This is a genomic window from Helicobacter suis HS1 (assembly GCF_026000295.1).
Lineage (GTDB): Bacteria > Campylobacterota > Campylobacteria > Campylobacterales > Helicobacteraceae > Helicobacter > Helicobacter suis.
In genome coordinates, this window is the sequence record NZ_AP026769.1 from 1,170,812 (window position 1) to 1,188,307 (window position 17,496).

The window sequence follows — 17,496 nt, forward strand, 5'->3', positions numbered from 1 at the left end:
TTCTGTGGTTTAGACTCTTCCATGTTCATACAAGCGCCGTAAACGCTCCTTTTCTTGTTTGCGTTTGGCTTTTTTGAGCTCATTATCATGGTATTTGGCTAAATCAAAACCTAAAAGCACGGCAATACGGGGGGCTAAGAAAATAGAGCTATAAGTCCCTACAACAGTGCCAATGAGCATGGGCAAAGAAAAGCCAATTAAAATCCTAGACCCAAAGAGATAGAGCACTAAAAGCACAAAAAAGACGGTTAAAGAAGTAAGAAGTGTACGGGTCAAGGTACTAGAGATAGCCTCATTAATCACAAAATTAAGATCATTAGAGCGACCGGCAAGCATTTTTTCTCTAATGCGATCAAAAATGATAATGGTGTCATTAATGGAATAACCAATTAAGGTTAAAACCGCAGCGATAACCTCTAAGTTTAAATCAATATTAAAAACAATGGCGCTTGTAGCGGTGATGAGGCTGTCATGGACTAATGCTAAAATGCTAGCTAGGGCAAAGCGCCATTCATAGCGAAAACTCACATATAACATCATCGCTACAATGGCTAGTACCAAAGATAAAATCCCTCTTTGTTTGAGCTCATCGCCCACCTTAGGCCCTACACTATCTAATTTACGGATTTCAAATTTACCTAGAGGCGCTAAAATTTCTGTAATCTGGCTGCCTAAATCTTTGATTTCTTGTTTACCTACAGGAATTTTAATCACCACTTCTTGATCAGAGCCAAAGGCACTTACTTGTACCCCATTTAAATGGGCTTTTGCAAAGACTTCGCGGATTTGTGCTAAAGGCGCTTTTTTCTCAAAACGCACCTGTGCTACACTCCCCCCTGCAAAATCCACCCCCAAATTAAAACCCTTAAAGATAATCAAAGCTAAACAAAGCAAAAGTACAACACAAGAAGCCCCCAAGCCCCATTTAGAATACTCCATAAAATTTAAAATTCTCACCCGTTTAAAGAGTTCCACGGGCTATCCTTTTGTGATGTTTAACACTTTGGCTTACACCAAACCAAAGATAAAGGTTTTTCTTGCGTGAGAGTTTAGGTAGAATAGCTTGATAAAAGCCTTGCGTACCTATAATGGCCGTAAGAATTGAGGCTAAAATCCCAATGCCGGTAGTGAGCGCAAAACCCTTAACAGAGCCCGTACCATAGGCATAGAGCAATAAAGAAGCAATCAGAGAGGTTAAATTTGAATCAAAAATAGCGCGTGAGGCATTGGCATAGCCTGAAAATAGAGCCTGTGCTACACTCTCATTAGCCCTAAGCCCCTCTCTAATGCGCTCATTGATAATAATATTGGCATCTACGGCCATACCCACAGTGAGTACAATTCCAGCCATGCCCGGTAATGTTAAAGTCGCCCCAAAGATAGCCATGACCGCAACAATCAAAAATAAATTGACAATCAAGGCCATGCTAGCAATAACTCCAGCTAGGGCATAATAGGCAATCATAAAGACCATAACTAAAATAAAGCCAGAAATAAGCGCCACAATGGAGGTTTTAATGCTATCCGTTCCTAAAGAAGGGCCAATAATGCGCTTTTCAAGTACAACAAGTGGTGCGCTTAAAACCCCACTTCTAAGCGCAATGGCTAAATCGCTTGCTTGCGCTACAGTAAAATTCCCGCTAATCTGCCCACTTCCTCCCCCAATGCGTTCGCGGATATAGGGGGCTGAATACACTTTATTATCCAATACAACGGCCATGCGTTTGCCCACATTAGCCCCTGAAAAATCCCCAAAGATTTTAGCCCCCTGCGCATTTAATGAAAAACTCACAACAGGACGGTTATCTTTATCATAAACAACTTGGGCATTTGTTAACATTTCCCCATCTAAAATGGGAACGGCTTTTAATAATAACTTACCGCGCTCGCCTGTGTAGGATAATACAACATCGCCTAGTTTTTCTATCTCTGCACTGCTTAATTGATCTAGATATTCGTTTTTTTGCTCATCTACAGCCATCATTTGTAAATGCGCGGATTTGGTGATGAGATCCTTTGCCCGCTGTTCCTCTTCAATGCTTTTAATACCGGGCAACTGGACTAAAATCGCATCTTTACCTTGTTGTAAAACAGTGGGTTCGGCTAGGCCAAATTGATCGAGGCGGTTTCTAATGGTGCTAATAACCTGTACTACGGTTTGTTGCTTGAGAGCTTGGGCTTTTTCAAAGGAAAAATGCAAGTTATAGCTATTTTGGCTAACAAAAATCTCAATTCCATCTTTGCGCAAATCCTCCAAAATATGCGCAACGCTCTTAGCGTCATCTTTATCTAGCAAAGTAAAAGAAACACCCTGTAATGAAGAGCGCAAATCTTGGATTAACAAATTTTGTTGTTTGAAAGCATAATCTAAAGAGGTGGCTATAGAGGCATATTTATTTTTAAGCGCTTCTTGTACCTGCACCCCTAAAAGCAAACTCAACCCCCCCCTTAAATCCAACCCTAAAGTGATCTTAGGCCCCTTAGTTTGTAAAAAACTAGGCAAAGAAAAGCCCACCCCAAAGATAAAGGCCAGCATGAAAACCAATAATCTCGCATTAAAGATTCGAGACATTCAAAATCAATTGCTCCCTTTTTGCAAAGTGGTTTTTGTTTCGCTCTCTAATTCCTCAAGTTTGTAGGCAACATGGTTTTTAGAGAGTTTAACCTCTGTTGTATCATTAATTTTAACCTTAAAAAAAGTACTCTCCGGTTTGATCACCTCACAGATCAACCCTCCCTGAGAAACGATTTTATCCCCTTTTTGCAGACCCTCTAACATTTCTTTGTGTTTTTTGGCTTGGTTGCGTTGTGGACGGATAATTAAAAAGTAGAAAATCAAAAAAAGCACCAATAAGGGCAACAAAGAGGTTAAAATTTCCCGGCTCTGATTCATTTTGTTCCTTCATAGCATAAACCTAGCATTATAGCTACTTTTTCTAATTTTTGGCTTTTAAAAAGCTCCCTAAAATTAAAAGGTAAAAAGTACCCAAAATACCTGAGGCCATCGAACCTAGCAAAATGGCGATCTTAGAAACCTCCATTGCTTCTTTGCTGTTAAAAGCGATATTAGAAATAAACATGGACATTGTAAAGCCAATGCCTGCTAACATTCCTGCCCCTAAAATCTGCCACCAACTCACCCCATCAGGCCGTTTAGCAATCTTGATTTTCTCGGCTAAAAAGGTGATAAGAAAAATCCCAGCGGGTTTACCCACAATAAGCCCTAACATCACCCCTAATAAAATCTTATCCACATTAAAATGCAATTGCGCTCCAATATGCACCCCAGCATTAGCTAGGGCAAACAAAGGCATGATTAAATAAGCGCCATAAGGGTGTAAAACACGCTCTAAACGCTCTAGTGGGCTTTGTAAAGACCTAGTGGCACTCCGTAGAGCATACAAAGAATCGCGTTGTTCTTGATCTAGTGGTTTATTAAGTGGGGGAGAATGCATTAGGCTATCTTTAAAGCGCTGTAAAGATTGGTAAAAGGTTTGGAGCAACTCAGATTGTTGAGAAACTTTAATAGGAATAGTGAATGCAAGAGCCACAGCGGCGATAGTGGCATGGATACCGCTATTATAGGTTGTGATCCATAGAAAAACCCCTAGCAATAAATAGGGCAATAAATGGCGCACCCCCATTTTATTTAAACCAATGAGCATGGCTAAAATAGCCCCCGAACATAAAAGCCAAGTTATCTGTAAATTAGTGCTATAAAAAATGGCAATGACAATAATTGCGCCTAGATCGTCTGCTACAGCTAGGGTAACTAAAAATACTTTTAAAGAAGTGGGTACCCGTTTGCCCAATAATAAAATAACGCCTAAGGCAAAGGCAATATCAGTAGCCATAGGGATACCAAATCCATGCGCGCTATTTGTATTAACATTGAGGCTATAATAAATCAATCCGGGGACAAGCATGCCCCCTAAAGCAGCGATAACCGGAAAAGCTGCCTTTTGAAAGCCACACAACTCCCCATACAGAACCTCTCGCTTAATTTCTAACCCAACTAATAGAAAAAAGAAGGCCATGAACACATCATCAATCCACTCATGCAAAGAAAACCCTACAAAGGTTTTTCCAAAAACCCACCCAATTTGGGTGTGCCATAGTTCAAAATAATAGGGAGCTATAGCAGAATTAGCACAAATCATTGCTAGCACAGCGCTAATAAAGAGAAAAATAGTGGCAAAGTCAAGGGCATTTGGGTAGATTAAGTGTGCTTTGTAGCGATCAAGGAAAAAAGCTAAATCCTTAAAAATAATGGCCTCTTTTTCATATTGTGGCTTAGAAGGGAGGGAGTTTGCATTTCCTGTTTAGGATAGATTTTTTGAAGAGTGGTGGCGTAGTTTTTAACCTGCGCCCTATATGCCTTCTGACTTCCTTTACCGCTTTTGTGATCAAGGATATAAAATTTGGGGTCTTTATAAATTAGCATGTCTAAGCGCATGTAAGATTGGTGGGATTTAAAGCTAATTTCGGTTGCAATACTCCCTTGTTTTAAAAGATTTTGAAATTCTGGAAAATTGTGTAGGGCTAAGAGCCGCTTTAAAACCCCTTCTACTGAAACGCCTTGCAAGCTATAATAGTGTGTCAAATAAGCCTTTATTATTTCAAGAGACACGCCATAGCCATAGAAAAACTCTAAAGCCTTGTGCATGGCAATTCCAAAGAAACGCGCAGATTTACTTGCCTTTAAAGACTCTTCTGGTTTTTGATAATCTTCTTGTGCCCCAAAAGCTTTTTGATCTAATAGCAAACAAGGAATGCGATCGGGGGTTTTAAGGGGTTGTTGTGGGCTAGAGGTTTTAGGCTGCCACCCTTCTTTTCTTTCTTGGTTGTCTGGAAAAAGATTTAAATCCTTAGTGCCAATCTTAATCTTGAAAGCGCTTTCTGTGCTTGTAGGTTTCTTATTAGCACCCATTCTACTCCCATCCTTTTTAACAATGCTCAAACCCTCCTTAGCCCGTGTACAGGCCACATATAACCTATTAACTTTCTCTTTTTCATTCTCCTTTTGATACGCCTCTAGCGCTTTTTTGTATTCTGGATCTACTTCCTTTTCTCTATCTTTTGCTTTATAAAAAACACGCCCATTTGAATCAACGAACAATTTATCTTGATCGGTTTGCTCTCTGCTTGCCAAACGATCCATCAAAATAACATGCCCAAATTCCATTCCCTTAGATTTGTGTATAGTCATGATTTGCAAGCCTTGTTTTTGGCTTGAGGCGATCTTAATATCTTCTTTTTCTAAATACTCTAAGAATTCTTGTTTGTCATGGTAGTTAAGCGAGAGTTCTAAAAAGTACTGGGCACTTTGGCCATGAAGCTTTAACGCGCGCATTAAATCTAAAATATAGGTACTCAAATGGGAATTTTTAGCGGGGAGTTTTTCTTGTAGGGGGTAATCTAGCGCATAGCCTAGTAATTTAGAGATACAAGCAAGGTGGTAGCTTTGGTAGTCAGGCTCTAGATCGCAGCGTAGAGCGTAGATTAAAATTTTAACTTCATGCTGGGCAAGTAGGCGCAAATCTGTTTCACTCACAATCTGTACATTTTGTAAAAGCGGGTTATTTTCTTTAGATTCTATAAGAAAATCTTTTAGCCCGTTAACATCTTTGTTATTAAGGCACAAAATAGCAATATCCTCAGCAGACACGCCTCCATTAAGTAAAATTTCTATCTCCTCTAAAACCCCCTTAAAAATAGCTTCGTTTTTCTCCTTCTCGCCCTTCTCGCCATAACTTCTTGAATTTTGCTTATACTGCCCCACTTTAATCGTTTTAATCCGTACATAGCCTTGATCTTGGTAGTCTAATCTATTTTTAGGCAGGCTTTGGGGCTCATAACCCTCTATGACACGCAAAAAAGTATTATTCACAAAATCCAAAACAGCGCCTGTGCTTCTATGGTTATGCTTTAAAGATTGGCTTGAATTTTCCTGACAAACCCGTTCAAATAAAACGCTATCACTCCCTCTAAAGCGATAAATGCTTTGCTTGCTATCGCCCACAAAAAACACACTCCTATCTCCCCATTTTTGCCCCTTGCCTGCCTTGATTTCTTCAATTAAAGGTTTGAGAATCTGGTATTGTAGGGGGCTTGTGTCTTGAAACTCATCAATGAGAATATGGCGAATCTGGCTATCAAGTCTAAAATAAAAGAAATCCATATCAAAGGGGTTATTTAAAAGTTGCTGTACTTTTAAGGTGATAGTGGCAAAGTCAAGGGCATTTGGGTAGATTAAGTGTGCTTTGTAGCGATCAAGGAAAAAAGCTAAATCCTTAAAAATAATGGCCTCTTTTTCATATTGTGGCTTAGAAGGGAGGGAGTTTGCATAGATACCACTTTTTTCAAGTAATTCTAGAATAGACTCAAGAACATAAGAAGCCTTAAATCCATCGCCAAGTAAAGAGAAACAAAGGAAGCGGATTTTTTCTAATTCTTGGGGTTTTAGGGTTTGTAAAAAAGAGGTGAGTTTATCCTCTTTAGATACATTGCTTACCTGAAACTCAGATCGCACCCCCACAAAATAGCTAAACTTGCGTAGCACTTTTTGAAAAAAGGCATCTATAGTTTGAATCGCCGGGTCTGCTTTTAAAAACTGCGTATAAACATCTTCACTTTTGGGGGCAATTTGACTCCAAGAAAGATTATAGTTTTTCTGTAAACTCTCTAAGATAGCTTGGATTTTGCTATCACTGGGGATATATTTTTTATTTCTAGCCCAAATCTGGCTTTCTGTATGCAGACTAGCAAGGGTATTATAAATGCGCTCGCGCATTTCTGATGCCGCTTTGTTGGTAAAGGTGAGGGTTAAAATGGTGTTTGGCTTAGCTCCTTCAAAGAGTAGGGCGATATAGCGTAGAGTGAGAGCAAAGGTCTTACCACTGCCAGCAGAGGCTTTTAAAGCCAAGTAGGGTTGGTTGTATGCTTGTTTTTCCATTCTCTGATTGTAGCAAAAAACCCACTATTTTAAAAGATTACAACTTTAATCCCCAAAGTATCCAAGAGCACATCGCTAAACACCTCCAAAAAAGTTTTACATTGCGCCAGCAAGCCCATAAAGAGCTAGAAAAAGCTAAATTAGAAGTGGAGCGCGCTTGTGCGTGGGGGGGGAATATCCCTCTTAAATGCGGCTTAAAGAAGCGTTTAACTCCCATTAAATCTCTTTTAAAACAAGCTAGATTAGCCTATAGATACGCTGAGTGGGTACTATTAGAAACGCTTTTAACCCATACTCCCAAAAACTACACCATTAAAACTTTTAAAGAGAGTTTTTTAAAAACAAGGCGGTTAGATGTGCAATATTATCAAGAAAAGTATACACACAATGAAAACCTAATCAAATCCCACCCCCACGCTAGATTAAAAGATTTAGTACGCATTAAAAAGTCTATAGAACCGGGTAGTGATGCTTATAAAAGTGTAGGTGTGCCTTTTGTGCGGGTGAGTAATTTAAGCCCTTTTGATCTAAGTGCTAGCACAATTTTTCTAGACCCCAAAAGAGATTTAGAATCGCTTTATCCTAAACAAAATGAAGTGTTATTTAGTAAAGATGGCAGTATAGGGATTGCTTATTGTGTGCCACAGGATTTAAAAGTAGTGCTAAGTAGCGCCATTTTACGGCTTGAAATCAAGGATTGCAATATAATTAGCCCCCATTATTTAAGCCTAGTTCTAACTAGCCAAGTAGTAAAGCTGCAAGTTGAAAGAGAAAGTATAGGTTCTGTGATTGCGCATTTAAAACTTAGCAAAATTTCTAACTTGCTTATCCCTCTGCTAGATCAACAAATCCAGCAAAACATAGAAATTAAACTTAAAAAAAGCGCTGATCTGCGTACCCAATCTTTTAAACTTTTAAAGAGGGCAAAGACTGAGGTTGAAAGGCAATTAACCCACCAAATTAAGCATTCTAGCCACACCTAAGAAGATTAAAGATAATCCCCAAAGCCAGATAAAGCTATAGGCAATATGCCTTCCTAAAGAGAGTTTAGCAAGCCCTAATCCTAACCAAAGAGCTGGCGAAAAGGGCGAAATAAAAGTACCTAAAGTTGCACCAATAAGCATGCAATAGCCTACGCTTTGGGCTTGCCCTGTGGGTGCTAAATGGGCGATAATGGGAAAGAAAGTAAAATAATAGCTATTGGTGTCTAAGACTAATTTAAGAGGTACACCTAAAGCGCCTACTATCCACTGCAAAGAGGGCAATAAAGAAGTGGGGAGATAGGCAGTTAAATTTTTAGCAATGGCTTCTAACATGCCCGATCCGCTTAAAATGCCAATATACACCCCCGCACTTAATAAAATCAAGGCCATAGAAATAGCTTCAGGGGAGCATTCTTTAATCTTAGCCATACACGCCTTAGGGCTGTCATAATTAATCAGCAAGACAACACAAAGCGCGATTAAAAAGCAAAATTCGGGGGGCAAGATTTTACATATCACCGCTGATAATACAAGCACTGCCACGCACAAATTAGGGATAAAATGTTTTGCTGCATCTAAATTAGGGGTTTCTATCTCTTTTGAATTATTAGAGGGCAGGTTATCAGAGGGCAAGGCTTTTAAGCGTCTTGTTTCTCTATAACCTAAAACCACCGCTAAAAAAAGGATACAACAAAAGCCAATGGCTTGTAAGGGCAAGAGGGGATAATAAAGCGTGCTAGTTTCTACCCCAAGTACGCTAGCCACGCGCCCTAAAGGACCTCCCCAAGGCAAAAGATTAGCCAGCCCTGCGCTAGCAGCCACTAGTAACATTAAAAGATAGGGATTAAGTCTAAGACGCTCATAGATAGGCAAGAGTGGGGGGATTACTACTAAAAAGGTACTAGCTCCTGAACCGTCTAAATGCACAAGTGTAGCGATGATGCATGTACCCACACAAATAGCAATCGCATTTCCCTTAGAAAGGGCGATGATAGTTTTAATTAAAGGATTAAAAAGCCCCATATCATTAAGAATGGCAAAAAAGAGAATGGCAAAGATAAACATCAGCGCGATATTAAAGACTTTGTTAACACCATGTCTAAGATAAGAAACAAGTACATGGGAGTGATCTAAAAAAGTACGCCAGATTGAATGGGTTTGTAACATCTCTTTTATGGCGTTTTCAGAGGGGGTTTGAATTTTAAGGGCTTTTAATCCGGCCTTGTAGGCTTGGTAAAGCTCTTTTTCATGCACTACAGCGTTTTTAGGTTTTTTATTAAAATCATTGAGATTGAGGGTTTTATAGGCGGCTTTTTTAAAATGGGTGATTGCATCTTTGGGGGGGATTAAAATTAAAATTTTTCTAAAAAAGTTTTAATATGTTTAGGTTTAAGCAAATAAGCATAATTATTTGCAACAACCTTATGCCCAATAAGCCCGCTGGTGATCCAAAAACCAAGTAGGCCGATCAAAGGTACAAGCGTGAGCGCAACCATTGGGGATAAACGCTCGCGCAAGAGCGTATAAATAAGTGTAGCGATGATAGCGCATGCAAAGAAAGTTAACATTAACGCTCGGTTTTAAGCAAGGTACTAATTTCATTAGTTGCCTCGCCGGTTTTACTAGCTAACTTACTCACCTCATCAGCCACCACCGCAAACCCGCGCCCATGTTCGCCTGCGCGCGCGGCTTCAATGGCGGCATTGAGGGCTAATAAATTGGTTTGTTTAGCAATGCCATCAATCTTAGCAATCACTTCAACGATATTTGATAAATTTGCCTTAGTTTGTTTGTTAAATTCCTCTTCTTTGGCAAAATACTCATCTTGTTTCTTTTGCGCATCAATATTAGAAAGCACCCCCACAATACGCCTTGTACTCAAATTTCCCTCATCTTTTCTAAGGGCGGTTGCTTGGAATTTATAAGCGTAGTGATTCGTCTCATCTATGGGTTTGATCATGATTTCTAATTCTATAGGCTTGATTGCTTGGTTTTGGTGTAGATCTGAGGCTAACTTTTCTAGTGCTTGTAAAAAGAGGGGTTTACTCTCAGTAGAGAGGCAATTAAGTAGGCTTTGTAAAGACACTTCATTAGCATGCATCACACTTTGGGGCAAATGGGGGGAAAACCAACAAGAATTTTTAGGGTCTAAAATATCTGTTCCTTGCAAACAAATATCAAAAAGTTGATCAGAGATAAGGGATAAAGAAAGATTTAATCGTTCAATCACCTTGTCTAACTCTTGTCTATGGTGCACCTCATTATCAATATCTTGAATTGATCCGGCAATAAAAATTGGATTGCCTGCCTCATCGCGTTTTACCTCTCCATTATTGTTAAAGTATTTATAAACCCCTTGCTTATTTTTTAAGCGGTATTGGCTTGAATAAGTGGCCTTTCCGCTTTTATCCGCTAGACATGCAAAAAAGGCCGCATAAGTTCTATCAGCATCATCAGGGTGTACGCGATCTGCCCAAGCAGAGAGCAAATTGGGGAACTCTTTTTCATCTTGGAAACCTAGTAATTCGCGATACCTTTTAGACCATATAAAAGGGGTGCTACCATCTACTTTTCCATCCTTAGGATAATACATATACCACGATCCATTTAAATTAGCATCAATCATCTTTTTGTTGATAGAAAACTCTTCTTCAAGGGCTTAGTGTTTTTCTGTTAATTCTTTGATTTGCTGGTGCAAATGGGTACACTCCTCTATACGCGCTTGCAAGGCTTTTATTAATTGTATAAAAGCCTTAATTAGAGCACGCGCACTTTCAGAGGGAAATTCGTTAAAATTTTGTAAGCTAGAGTGGATTTGATCTAAAACCTTCATATCGTTTAAATCTGCTGGTGTGAGATTTGTAGCCAAACGATCTAAAAAACGGGTATAAACACCTGAAAACATAACAAACCTTAAGGATTAATTTAACAACACACGATAGCAAAATTAGGCGCGTTGGCCAAAACTCCCTTTCAAATCCAAAATACTAAAATGTAGCGCATCATCTTCGCACACTTCAATACAACGCCCGCAACGAATACACTCCCCTGAATTCACCGCTACACTTTCTACTCCCACCATCCAAAGCACTTGTACCTCAGGGCATATTTCTAAGCATAAATCGCACTTAGTACAGCGCATGGCATTGTGTTCTACTTTTAAAAGCGCATAACGGCCTATAACAGAATAAAACGCACCTAAGGGGCACAGACGCGAGCAAATGAGTCGATCGCCTAAAAAAGTATCTACACAAAAGAGAAAAAAGCCAACTATTAGCCAAGAGGCCGTACCATAAATAATGCCTCTTTGCACAATACCAATATAAGACACGCTTTCAAATGCGGGTAAAGAAAGAATAAAGGAAAGCACGAGGCTTAAAATTAAAAGAATGTAGCGCAGGTTTTTAGGCAGAGTCAAACTAACGCCTTTAAAGGCAAATTTACGCCTAACCCATGCGGCAAAATCTACAATTAAATTAATAGGGCACACCCAAGAACAAAAGCTCCGCCCTAAAAAAAGACCATAAATCGCCCCTATTACTAACGCCCCTAAGAGTACTAACATATCCACATGCAAACTAGCTAAAAAAACTTGCAAAGTAGCAAAAGGATCGCTAAGCGGAATAGTGTTAAAAAGCATGGAGGCGCTCAAATTACCCTTTAAAATAAAACCGGCAGAAGTGCTCATAAAGAGTAATAAAATACCAATTTGTACGATGCGTCTGGCGATGAGGTAGCGCATTAAAGCCCCTTGTTAAGGTAGTCTAGTGGGTTATCTGTTTTAGGATTAAGCGTATTGGGTTTGGCATTTTTAAGTTGTTTTTGATCTTGAGCTTGAGTGCCCCAGCTTTTGATATAGTGTTTACCCGCCTCTCCGCTTACAAAGGCGGTAGGTAGAATTTTAATAGAGGGTTCTTTAGTGATACAGGCGCGTTCACAAAGCCCACAGCCCACACACGCACTAGGCTCTACAACCGGCAAAGTATAGGTGTGCTCGCCCGTGTGCTTATTGTGTCTACTTTCTAATTTAATGGCTTTATCTATTAAAGGGCACACACGATAACACACATCACATCTTACCCCCCAAAACGCCACACAAGCCACCGGATCAATCACGGCAATCCCCATTTTTAGCGAAGAAATCCCTTGATCTTTTTTCAGGTGTTTTTTATCTAGCGCATCGGTAGGGCAGGCTTTAATACAAGGAATATCTGGGCAGAGATAACAAGGAGTTTTGCGGGCTTCAAAAAAAGGAGTTCCCATTTTGGGATAATCTAGCAAGGTGGCAAGTTTTAGCGTATCATAGGGGCAGGCTTTTACACATAGCGCACAGCGTACACACAGGCTTAAAAAACGCGCCTCATCTTCAGCCCCCGGAGGTCTAAGCGCGTAGGCATCTTGGCTATATTTAGCCTTAAGCATCGCACTTAAAAACGCTCCCCCTCCCACACATAAACAGGCCCCCTTGAATGCTGTTTGCAAGAAAGCCCGTCTTTGCATTTTAAACCTTAGTGATCTTCACCGCACATTTTTTATAGTCAGTTTGCTTAGAGATAGGACAAGTAGCATCCAAACAAACCTTATTGATAAAAACATTCTCATCAAACCAAGGCACATAAACTAAACCTACGGGGGGTTTATTGCGCCCGCGCATATCCACCCTAGCCTTTACCCTGCCGCGTCGTGATTCAATCCACACCGCATCGCCTTGATTAACCCCTAATTTTTCCCCATCTTTGATATTCATGTAACAAAGCGCTTCAGGCACTGCTCTAAAGAGCTCAGGCACGCGCATAGTCATTGTACCGCTATGCCAGTGCTCTAAAACCCGCCCGGTAGCTAGCCAGAAAGGGTATTCTTTATCAGGGCGCTCGGGGGCTTTCATGAAGGGTCTAAAGAAAATTTTGGCTTTATTTTCTAGACTTTTGGGTTCTTTAGTTTGTGGACCCTTCAGATCGCCACTCACTACCTTTTTCATGAGTTTTCCATAAAAGGCAAAGTCTGAATCAGGCGCGGCCTTTTTAGCGTAGTAATCGTATTTTGTGTTAAAGCGCCATCTAGTTTCTTTACCATTAACCACAGGCCAGCGCAAACCTCTAGTGCGGTGGTAGTCATCAAAATAGGCCAAATCATGCCCATGCCCGATGCCAAATTTGCGGTATTCTTCCCAAAGATATTTTTGGATAAAGAAACCATAACCTCTAAAGGGTTTGCCATCACTGCCTATTACATGCCGTCTATCCCCATGCACTTCTGAGTTAGGCGCACCCCTGCCAACAGGATCGCTAGCTAAAAATTTCTTAGCGTATTTATTGGCAAAGAGTACATCATAAAGCGTATCATTTTCATGATAGCCCATTTTTCTAGCCTCAGCTAAAACATTTGGCAGTGTGAGCTTATCATTGACTTTTTGCTCTTTCCAAACCTCTTTGAGTTTAAAGCGCTTAGCAAATTCTAAAATTTGCCAAGTATCACTCATTGCAGAACCCACCGGTGTAACTTGTTGTTTCCAGTGTTGTGATCGGCGCTCTGCATTGCCATAAGCCCCCCATTTTTCATAAATCATCGCAGTAGGCAAAATTAAATCTGCTACTTTTGCACTAATCCCGGGATAACAATCACTCACCACGATAAAATTATCCATTTCTCTAGCTGCTGCAATCCAGTGGTTAGCATTAGCCGTATTTTGCCAAGGGTTATTAACCTGTACCCAGATAAATTTGACCTTGCCATCTTCAAGCGCACGCATCATCGCTAAAAAGTCATAACCGGGTTTGGGATTAATTGTGCCTTTGGGCAAGTGCCAGAGTTTTTCAGCTGTTTTGACATGTTCGGGGTTTGTAACAACCATGTCAGCTGGCAAGCGGTTAGCAAAAGTACCCACCTCTCTAGCAGTCCCACAAGCGCTAGGTTGACCAGTTAAAGAGAATGCCCCAGAGCCCGGTTTAGCTTGTTTGCCTAAGAGGAAGTGCACCATGTAAGCTTGTTCATTGACCCAAGAACCGCGGGTGTGTTGGTTAAATCCCATAGTCCAAAAGCTCACAACTTTGCGCCCCTTTTCTATGTAAAGACTAACTAAAGTTTTCAATTTCTCTTTAAAGCCATCTAAAGGCTCGTTAGCATCGCCTTTAGCCACTTGCGCGACATAGTCTAAGGTATAGGGCTCAAGAGCTTTTTTAAATTCCTCAAAAGTAATTTGCCAGTGTTTACCCGCCTCTTTTTGGTGTTTCATTTCAAATACCTGACCTGCTTTAACCCCTAAATGTTGCAAAGCAACTGCCTCTTCCTTATCTAGGGTGATGGCATTTTGCTTTTTTACGATCTCTTTTTCACTGGGGCGGAATTTAGGGTGGTTGGGGTTATTGCGCATGCCATAGCCAATATCTGCATAGCCGGTTGTAAAGATGGTGTGTTTACTAACAAAGTCTTGATCGATGACTTCAGGGTGTTTATAAACAATTTCTCTAGCGATATAATTCCAGATAGCTAGATCGCTATTAGGTGTAAAGATAATTTCCATATCCGCTACACCAGAAGTGCGGTTAGAAAAAGTGGTGAGATTAACAACGCGTACTCTATCCGGATTACTAAGTTTTCTATCACTCACCCTAGACCACAAAATGGGGTGCATTTCTGCCATATTCGCCCCCCAAGTGATGATTGTATCTGTCTCTTCAATATCATCATAACACCCGCTGGGTTCATCAATGCCAAAGGTTTGTAAAAACCCAGCTACCGCACTAGCCATGCAGTGGCGCGCATTTGGATCGATATTATTGCCTCTAAAGCCGGCTTTCATAAGTTTACTAGCCGCATAGCCTTCCGGGATTGTGTATTGTCCGCTACCAAAAACCCCAACGCCAGTAACCCCGATTTCGTTGTAGTATTTTTTAAACTGCTTTTCCATTTCATCAAAGGCGCGTTTCCAAGAAACTTGTTTAAACTTACCTTTTTTATCAAACTCGCCCACTTCATTTACTCGCAAAAGCGGCTCAACTAGGCGATCAGCCCCATACATAATTTTGGCGTTAAAGTAACCTTTAATGCAGTTTAAACCCCTATTTACAGGAGCTAGTGGATCGCCTTTAACGGCCACGATTTTATCATCTTTGGTAGCAACCATGATTCCACAGCCTGTACCGCAAAAACGGCACACCGCCTTATCCCATTTCCAATCTCTTTGGGCCTGTTGGGCTTTTGCGGCTAGAGCTGGGGGGGTGAGTAAGCCTGCACTACCCATAGCCGAAGTGATGGCCACTGATTTTAAAAAATCCCGTCTGCTATTATCCTCAATAGGATTGTCGTGTTTTGATGCTTCAGATGACATAGACTCTCCTTTATAATAAGTTAGTGCCCCATTATACTAAAAATTGTTAGTCTTTTAGTAACACAACCTGTTTTTAGAAAGCTAGCATATGGAAAATAAGGGCACATTTAATAAGTTGATCATATCAAGCCCACTTAAATAAACGCCAAGACACGATGCGTCTCTTATTTTTGTTGTTAGGTGGGTTTGGGTTTAGCGACCAATTAAGCCCCCCTTAAGCTTAAAAACTATACAATGCCCCTTTTGCTAAATAGCAAGTGCTTAGCAAATGCTAAAGCAAGTGATCTTTGACATTTAAGCAAGAGAGTCTTGTAGCCAAGTTTGTTTTTACTTTTTGTTTTTTGTCTTTGGCTTAAGAACTCTAGTTAAAAACCTAGTTAAAACTTAAGAGTAATCTTGAGCCAGTTTAGGATTAACTTTATGGAGAGTTTGATCCTGGCTCAGAGTGAACGCTGGCGGCGTGCCTAATACATGCAAGTCGAACGATGAAGCCTAGCTTGCTAGGTTGATTAGTGGCGCACGGGTGAGTAATGCATAGATGACATGCCCTTTAGTTTGGAATAGCCACTAGAAATGGTGATTAATACCAAATACTACCTTACGAGGGAAAGATTTATCGCTAAAGGATTGGTCTATGTCCTATCAGCTTGTTGGTGAGGTAAAGGCTCACCAAGGCTATGACGGGTATCCGGCCTGAGAGGGTGAGCGGACACACTGGAACTGAGACACGGTCCAGACTCCTACGGGAGGCAGCAGTAGGGAATATTGCTCAATGGGGGGAAACCCTGAAGCAGCAACGCCGCGTGGAGGATGAAGGTTTTAGGATCGTAAACTCCTTTTGTTAGAGAAGATAATGACGGTATCTAACGAATAAGCACCGGCTAACTCCGTGCCAGCAGCCGCGGTAATACGGAGGGTGCAAGCGTTACTCGGAATCACTGGGCGTAAAGAGTGCGTAGGCGGGAGGACAAGTCAGGTGTGAAATCCTATGGCTTAACCATAGAACTGCATTTGAAACTATCCTTCTGGAGTGTGGGAGAGGTAGGTGGAATTCTTGGTGTAGGGGTAAAATCCGTAGAGATCAAGAGGAATACTCATTGCGAAGGCGACCTGCTGGAACATCACTGACGCTGATTGCACGAAAGCGTGGGGAGCAAACAGGATTAGATACCCTGGTAGTCCACGCCCTAAACGATGGATGCTAGTTGTTGGGAGGCTTTGTCTTTCCAGTAATGCAGCTAACGCCTTAAGCATCCCGCCTGGGGAGTACGGTCGCAAGATTAAAACTCAAAGGAATAGACGGGGACCCGCACAAGCGGTGGAGCATGTGGTTTAATTCGAGGATACACGAAGAACCTTACCTAGGCTTGACATTGAAGGAATTCCCTAGAAATAGGGGAGTGTCTAGCTTGCTAGACCCTGAAAACAGGTGCTGCACGGCTGTCGTCAGCTCGTGTCGTGAGATGTTGGGTTAAGTCCCGCAACGAGCGCAACCCTTTTTCTTAGTTGCTAACAGGTTATGCTGCGCACTCTAAGAAGACTGCCTGCGTAAGCAGGAGGAAGGTGAGGACGACGTCAAGTCATCATGGCCCTTACGCCTAGGGCTACACACGTGCTACAATGGGGTGCACAAAGAGATGCAAAGCCGCGAGGCAGAGCTAATCTATAAAACACCTCCTAGTTCGGATTGCAGGCTGCAACTCGCCTGCATGAAGCTGGAATCGCTAGTAATCGCAAATCAGCTATGTTGCGGTGAATACGTTCCCGGGTCTTGTACTCACCGCCCGTCACACCATGGGAGTTGTGTTTGCCTTAAGTCAGGATGCTAAAGCAGCTACTGCCCACGGCACACACAGCGACTGGGGTGAAGTCGTAACAAGGTAACCGTAGGTGAACCTGCGGTTGGATCACCTCCTTTCTTAGAGAAATGCCCTTGCATTTGTTTGCAAGGGCCACAGGCTCAAGGCTCTCTTGCTTAGGTGTTAATAAAGCCAATGTTAATGATGGCTTGCCTTTTTAGCCGTTTATTCCCAAGAATTTTTAGCCTTCCCCCACACAATGTGCCCTCTAAAAACGCCACGAGTCAAGGATTAACAAGAATTGGAACGCTAGTGTACACAGAAAAATCACAGAATTGATCAATATTGAGGAACTTTTATTACAAAAACGCTAGAATGGAGCGGACTTTCCTTGAATTATTGTGCTCATCGATTAAATGTTAGGTATGTAGG

General features: G+C 41.2%; 12 protein-coding genes, 1 rRNA gene and 2 pseudogenes. 2 read left to right on the top strand and 13 right to left on the bottom strand.

Going from position 1 to position 17,496, the window contains the following annotated elements; genetic code table 11:
- Positions 1 to 9: 9 nt before the first annotated feature.
- Genes secF through OO773_RS06365 form a run of 5 tightly spaced genes read right to left on the bottom strand, consistent with a single transcriptional unit; the run spans position 10 to position 6,955 of the window.
- Positions 10 to 975 (bottom strand): protein translocase subunit SecF, encoded by a 966-nt coding sequence (gene secF, locus OO773_RS06345; RefSeq protein WP_006564545.1) that lies wholly within the window; start codon positions 973 to 975, stop codon positions 10 to 12.
- Positions 962 to 2,572: a protein translocase subunit SecD gene (secD, locus tag OO773_RS06350; protein WP_176601985.1), complete on the bottom strand. Its 1,611-nt coding sequence runs from the start codon at positions 2,570 to 2,572 to the stop codon at positions 962 to 964. The genes secF and secD overlap by 14 nt, the downstream gene beginning before the upstream one ends.
- Before the next feature lie 6 nt (positions 2,573 to 2,578).
- Complete coding sequence (yajC, locus tag OO773_RS06355; protein ID WP_034376267.1) at positions 2,579 to 2,893, bottom strand: preprotein translocase subunit YajC; 315 nt, start codon at positions 2,891 to 2,893, stop codon at positions 2,579 to 2,581.
- Between the two features lie 43 nt (positions 2,894 to 2,936).
- Entirely contained in the window at positions 2,937 to 4,220 is a 1,284-nt protein-coding gene (gene nhaA / locus OO773_RS06360) for a sodium/proton antiporter NhaA (RefSeq protein ID WP_264828732.1), read from the bottom strand.
- Between the two features lie 32 nt (positions 4,221 to 4,252).
- Positions 4,253 to 6,955 (bottom strand): UvrD-helicase domain-containing protein, encoded by a 2,703-nt coding sequence (locus OO773_RS06365; RefSeq protein ID WP_264828483.1) that lies wholly within the window; start codon positions 6,953 to 6,955, stop codon positions 4,253 to 4,255.
- On the opposite strand from OO773_RS06365, the gene OO773_RS06370 reads away from it, so the two are divergent.
- Positions 6,940 to 7,938: a restriction endonuclease subunit S gene (locus tag OO773_RS06370; protein ID WP_006564541.1), complete on the top strand. Its 999-nt coding sequence runs from the start codon at positions 6,940 to 6,942 to the stop codon at positions 7,936 to 7,938. The two genes, OO773_RS06365 and OO773_RS06370, sit on opposite strands and share 16 nt — an antisense overlap.
- On the opposite strand, the gene OO773_RS06375 is transcribed toward OO773_RS06370, so the two are convergent.
- The 8 genes and pseudogenes from OO773_RS06375 to napA all read right to left on the bottom strand — a co-directional run bounded on the left by OO773_RS06375 (position 7,903) and on the right by napA (position 15,265).
- A complete protein-coding gene (locus OO773_RS06375) occupies positions 7,903 to 9,192 on the bottom strand; it encodes an SLC13 family permease (protein WP_231102832.1) in 1,290 nt (429 codons plus the stop codon). The two genes, OO773_RS06370 and OO773_RS06375, sit on opposite strands and share 36 nt — an antisense overlap.
- Before the next feature lie 98 nt (positions 9,193 to 9,290).
- The gene (locus OO773_RS06380; protein WP_264828484.1) at positions 9,291 to 9,506 is read right to left on the bottom strand and encodes a hypothetical protein; all 216 of its coding nucleotides are present in this window, start codon (positions 9,504 to 9,506) and stop codon (positions 9,291 to 9,293) included.
- A gap of 8 nt (positions 9,507 to 9,514) precedes the next feature.
- Positions 9,515 to 9,718, bottom strand: a pseudogene (locus OO773_RS06385) (methyl-accepting chemotaxis protein); the annotation flags it as partial.
- Positions 9,719 to 10,276: 558 nt separating this feature from the next.
- A pseudogene (locus OO773_RS06390) lies at positions 10,277 to 10,564 on the bottom strand (PAS domain-containing protein); the annotation flags it as partial.
- 33 nt (positions 10,565 to 10,597) lie between these two features.
- Complete coding sequence (locus tag OO773_RS06395) at positions 10,598 to 10,843, bottom strand: hypothetical protein (protein WP_040499214.1); 246 nt, start codon at positions 10,841 to 10,843, stop codon at positions 10,598 to 10,600.
- 42 nt (positions 10,844 to 10,885) lie between these two features.
- Entirely contained in the window at positions 10,886 to 11,680 is a 795-nt protein-coding gene (gene napH, locus OO773_RS06400) for a quinol dehydrogenase ferredoxin subunit NapH (protein ID WP_034376278.1), read from the bottom strand.
- Entirely contained in the window at positions 11,680 to 12,438 is a 759-nt protein-coding gene (napG, locus tag OO773_RS06405; RefSeq protein WP_034376280.1) for a ferredoxin-type protein NapG, read from the bottom strand. The genes napH and napG overlap by 1 nt, the downstream gene beginning before the upstream one ends.
- Position 12,439: 1 nt before the next feature.
- Positions 12,440 to 15,265, bottom strand: a complete 2,826-nt coding sequence (gene napA / locus OO773_RS06410) for a periplasmic nitrate reductase subunit alpha (RefSeq protein WP_050780205.1) — start codon at positions 15,263 to 15,265, stop codon at positions 12,440 to 12,442.
- Positions 15,266 to 15,682: 417 nt separating this feature from the next.
- Between napA and OO773_RS06415 the strand changes: the two genes are divergently transcribed.
- Positions 15,683 to 17,183, top strand: a 16S ribosomal RNA gene (locus tag OO773_RS06415).
- Positions 17,184 to 17,496 lie beyond the last annotated feature (313 nt).

What these genes read in the sequence shown, in the direction of transcription:
- secD (WP_176601985.1), bottom strand. Translation starts at nt 2,572, where the DNA reads ATGTCTCGAATCTTTAATGCGAGATTATTGGTTTTCATGCTGGCCTTT.
- yajC (WP_034376267.1), bottom strand. Translation starts at nt 2,893, where the DNA reads ATGAATCAGAGCCGGGAAATTTTAACCTCTTTGTTGCCCTTATTGGTG.
- OO773_RS06370 (WP_006564541.1), top strand. Translation starts at nt 6,940, where the DNA reads ATGCTTGTTTTTCCATTCTCTGATTGTAGCAAAAAACCCACTATTTTA.
- OO773_RS06365 (WP_264828483.1), bottom strand. Translation starts at nt 6,955, where the DNA reads ATGGAAAAACAAGCATACAACCAACCCTACTTGGCTTTAAAAGCCTCT.
- OO773_RS06380 (WP_264828484.1), bottom strand. Translation starts at nt 9,506, where the DNA reads ATGTTAACTTTCTTTGCATGCGCTATCATCGCTACACTTATTTATACG.
- OO773_RS06395 (WP_040499214.1), bottom strand. Translation starts at nt 10,843, where the DNA reads ATGTTTTCAGGTGTTTATACCCGTTTTTTAGATCGTTTGGCTACAAAT.
- napH (WP_034376278.1), bottom strand. Translation starts at nt 11,680, where the DNA reads ATGCGCTACCTCATCGCCAGACGCATCGTACAAATTGGTATTTTATTA.
- napG (WP_034376280.1), bottom strand. Translation starts at nt 12,438, where the DNA reads ATGCAAAGACGGGCTTTCTTGCAAACAGCATTCAAGGGGGCCTGTTTA.
- napA (WP_050780205.1), bottom strand. Translation starts at nt 15,265, where the DNA reads ATGTCATCTGAAGCATCAAAACACGACAATCCTATTGAGGATAATAGC.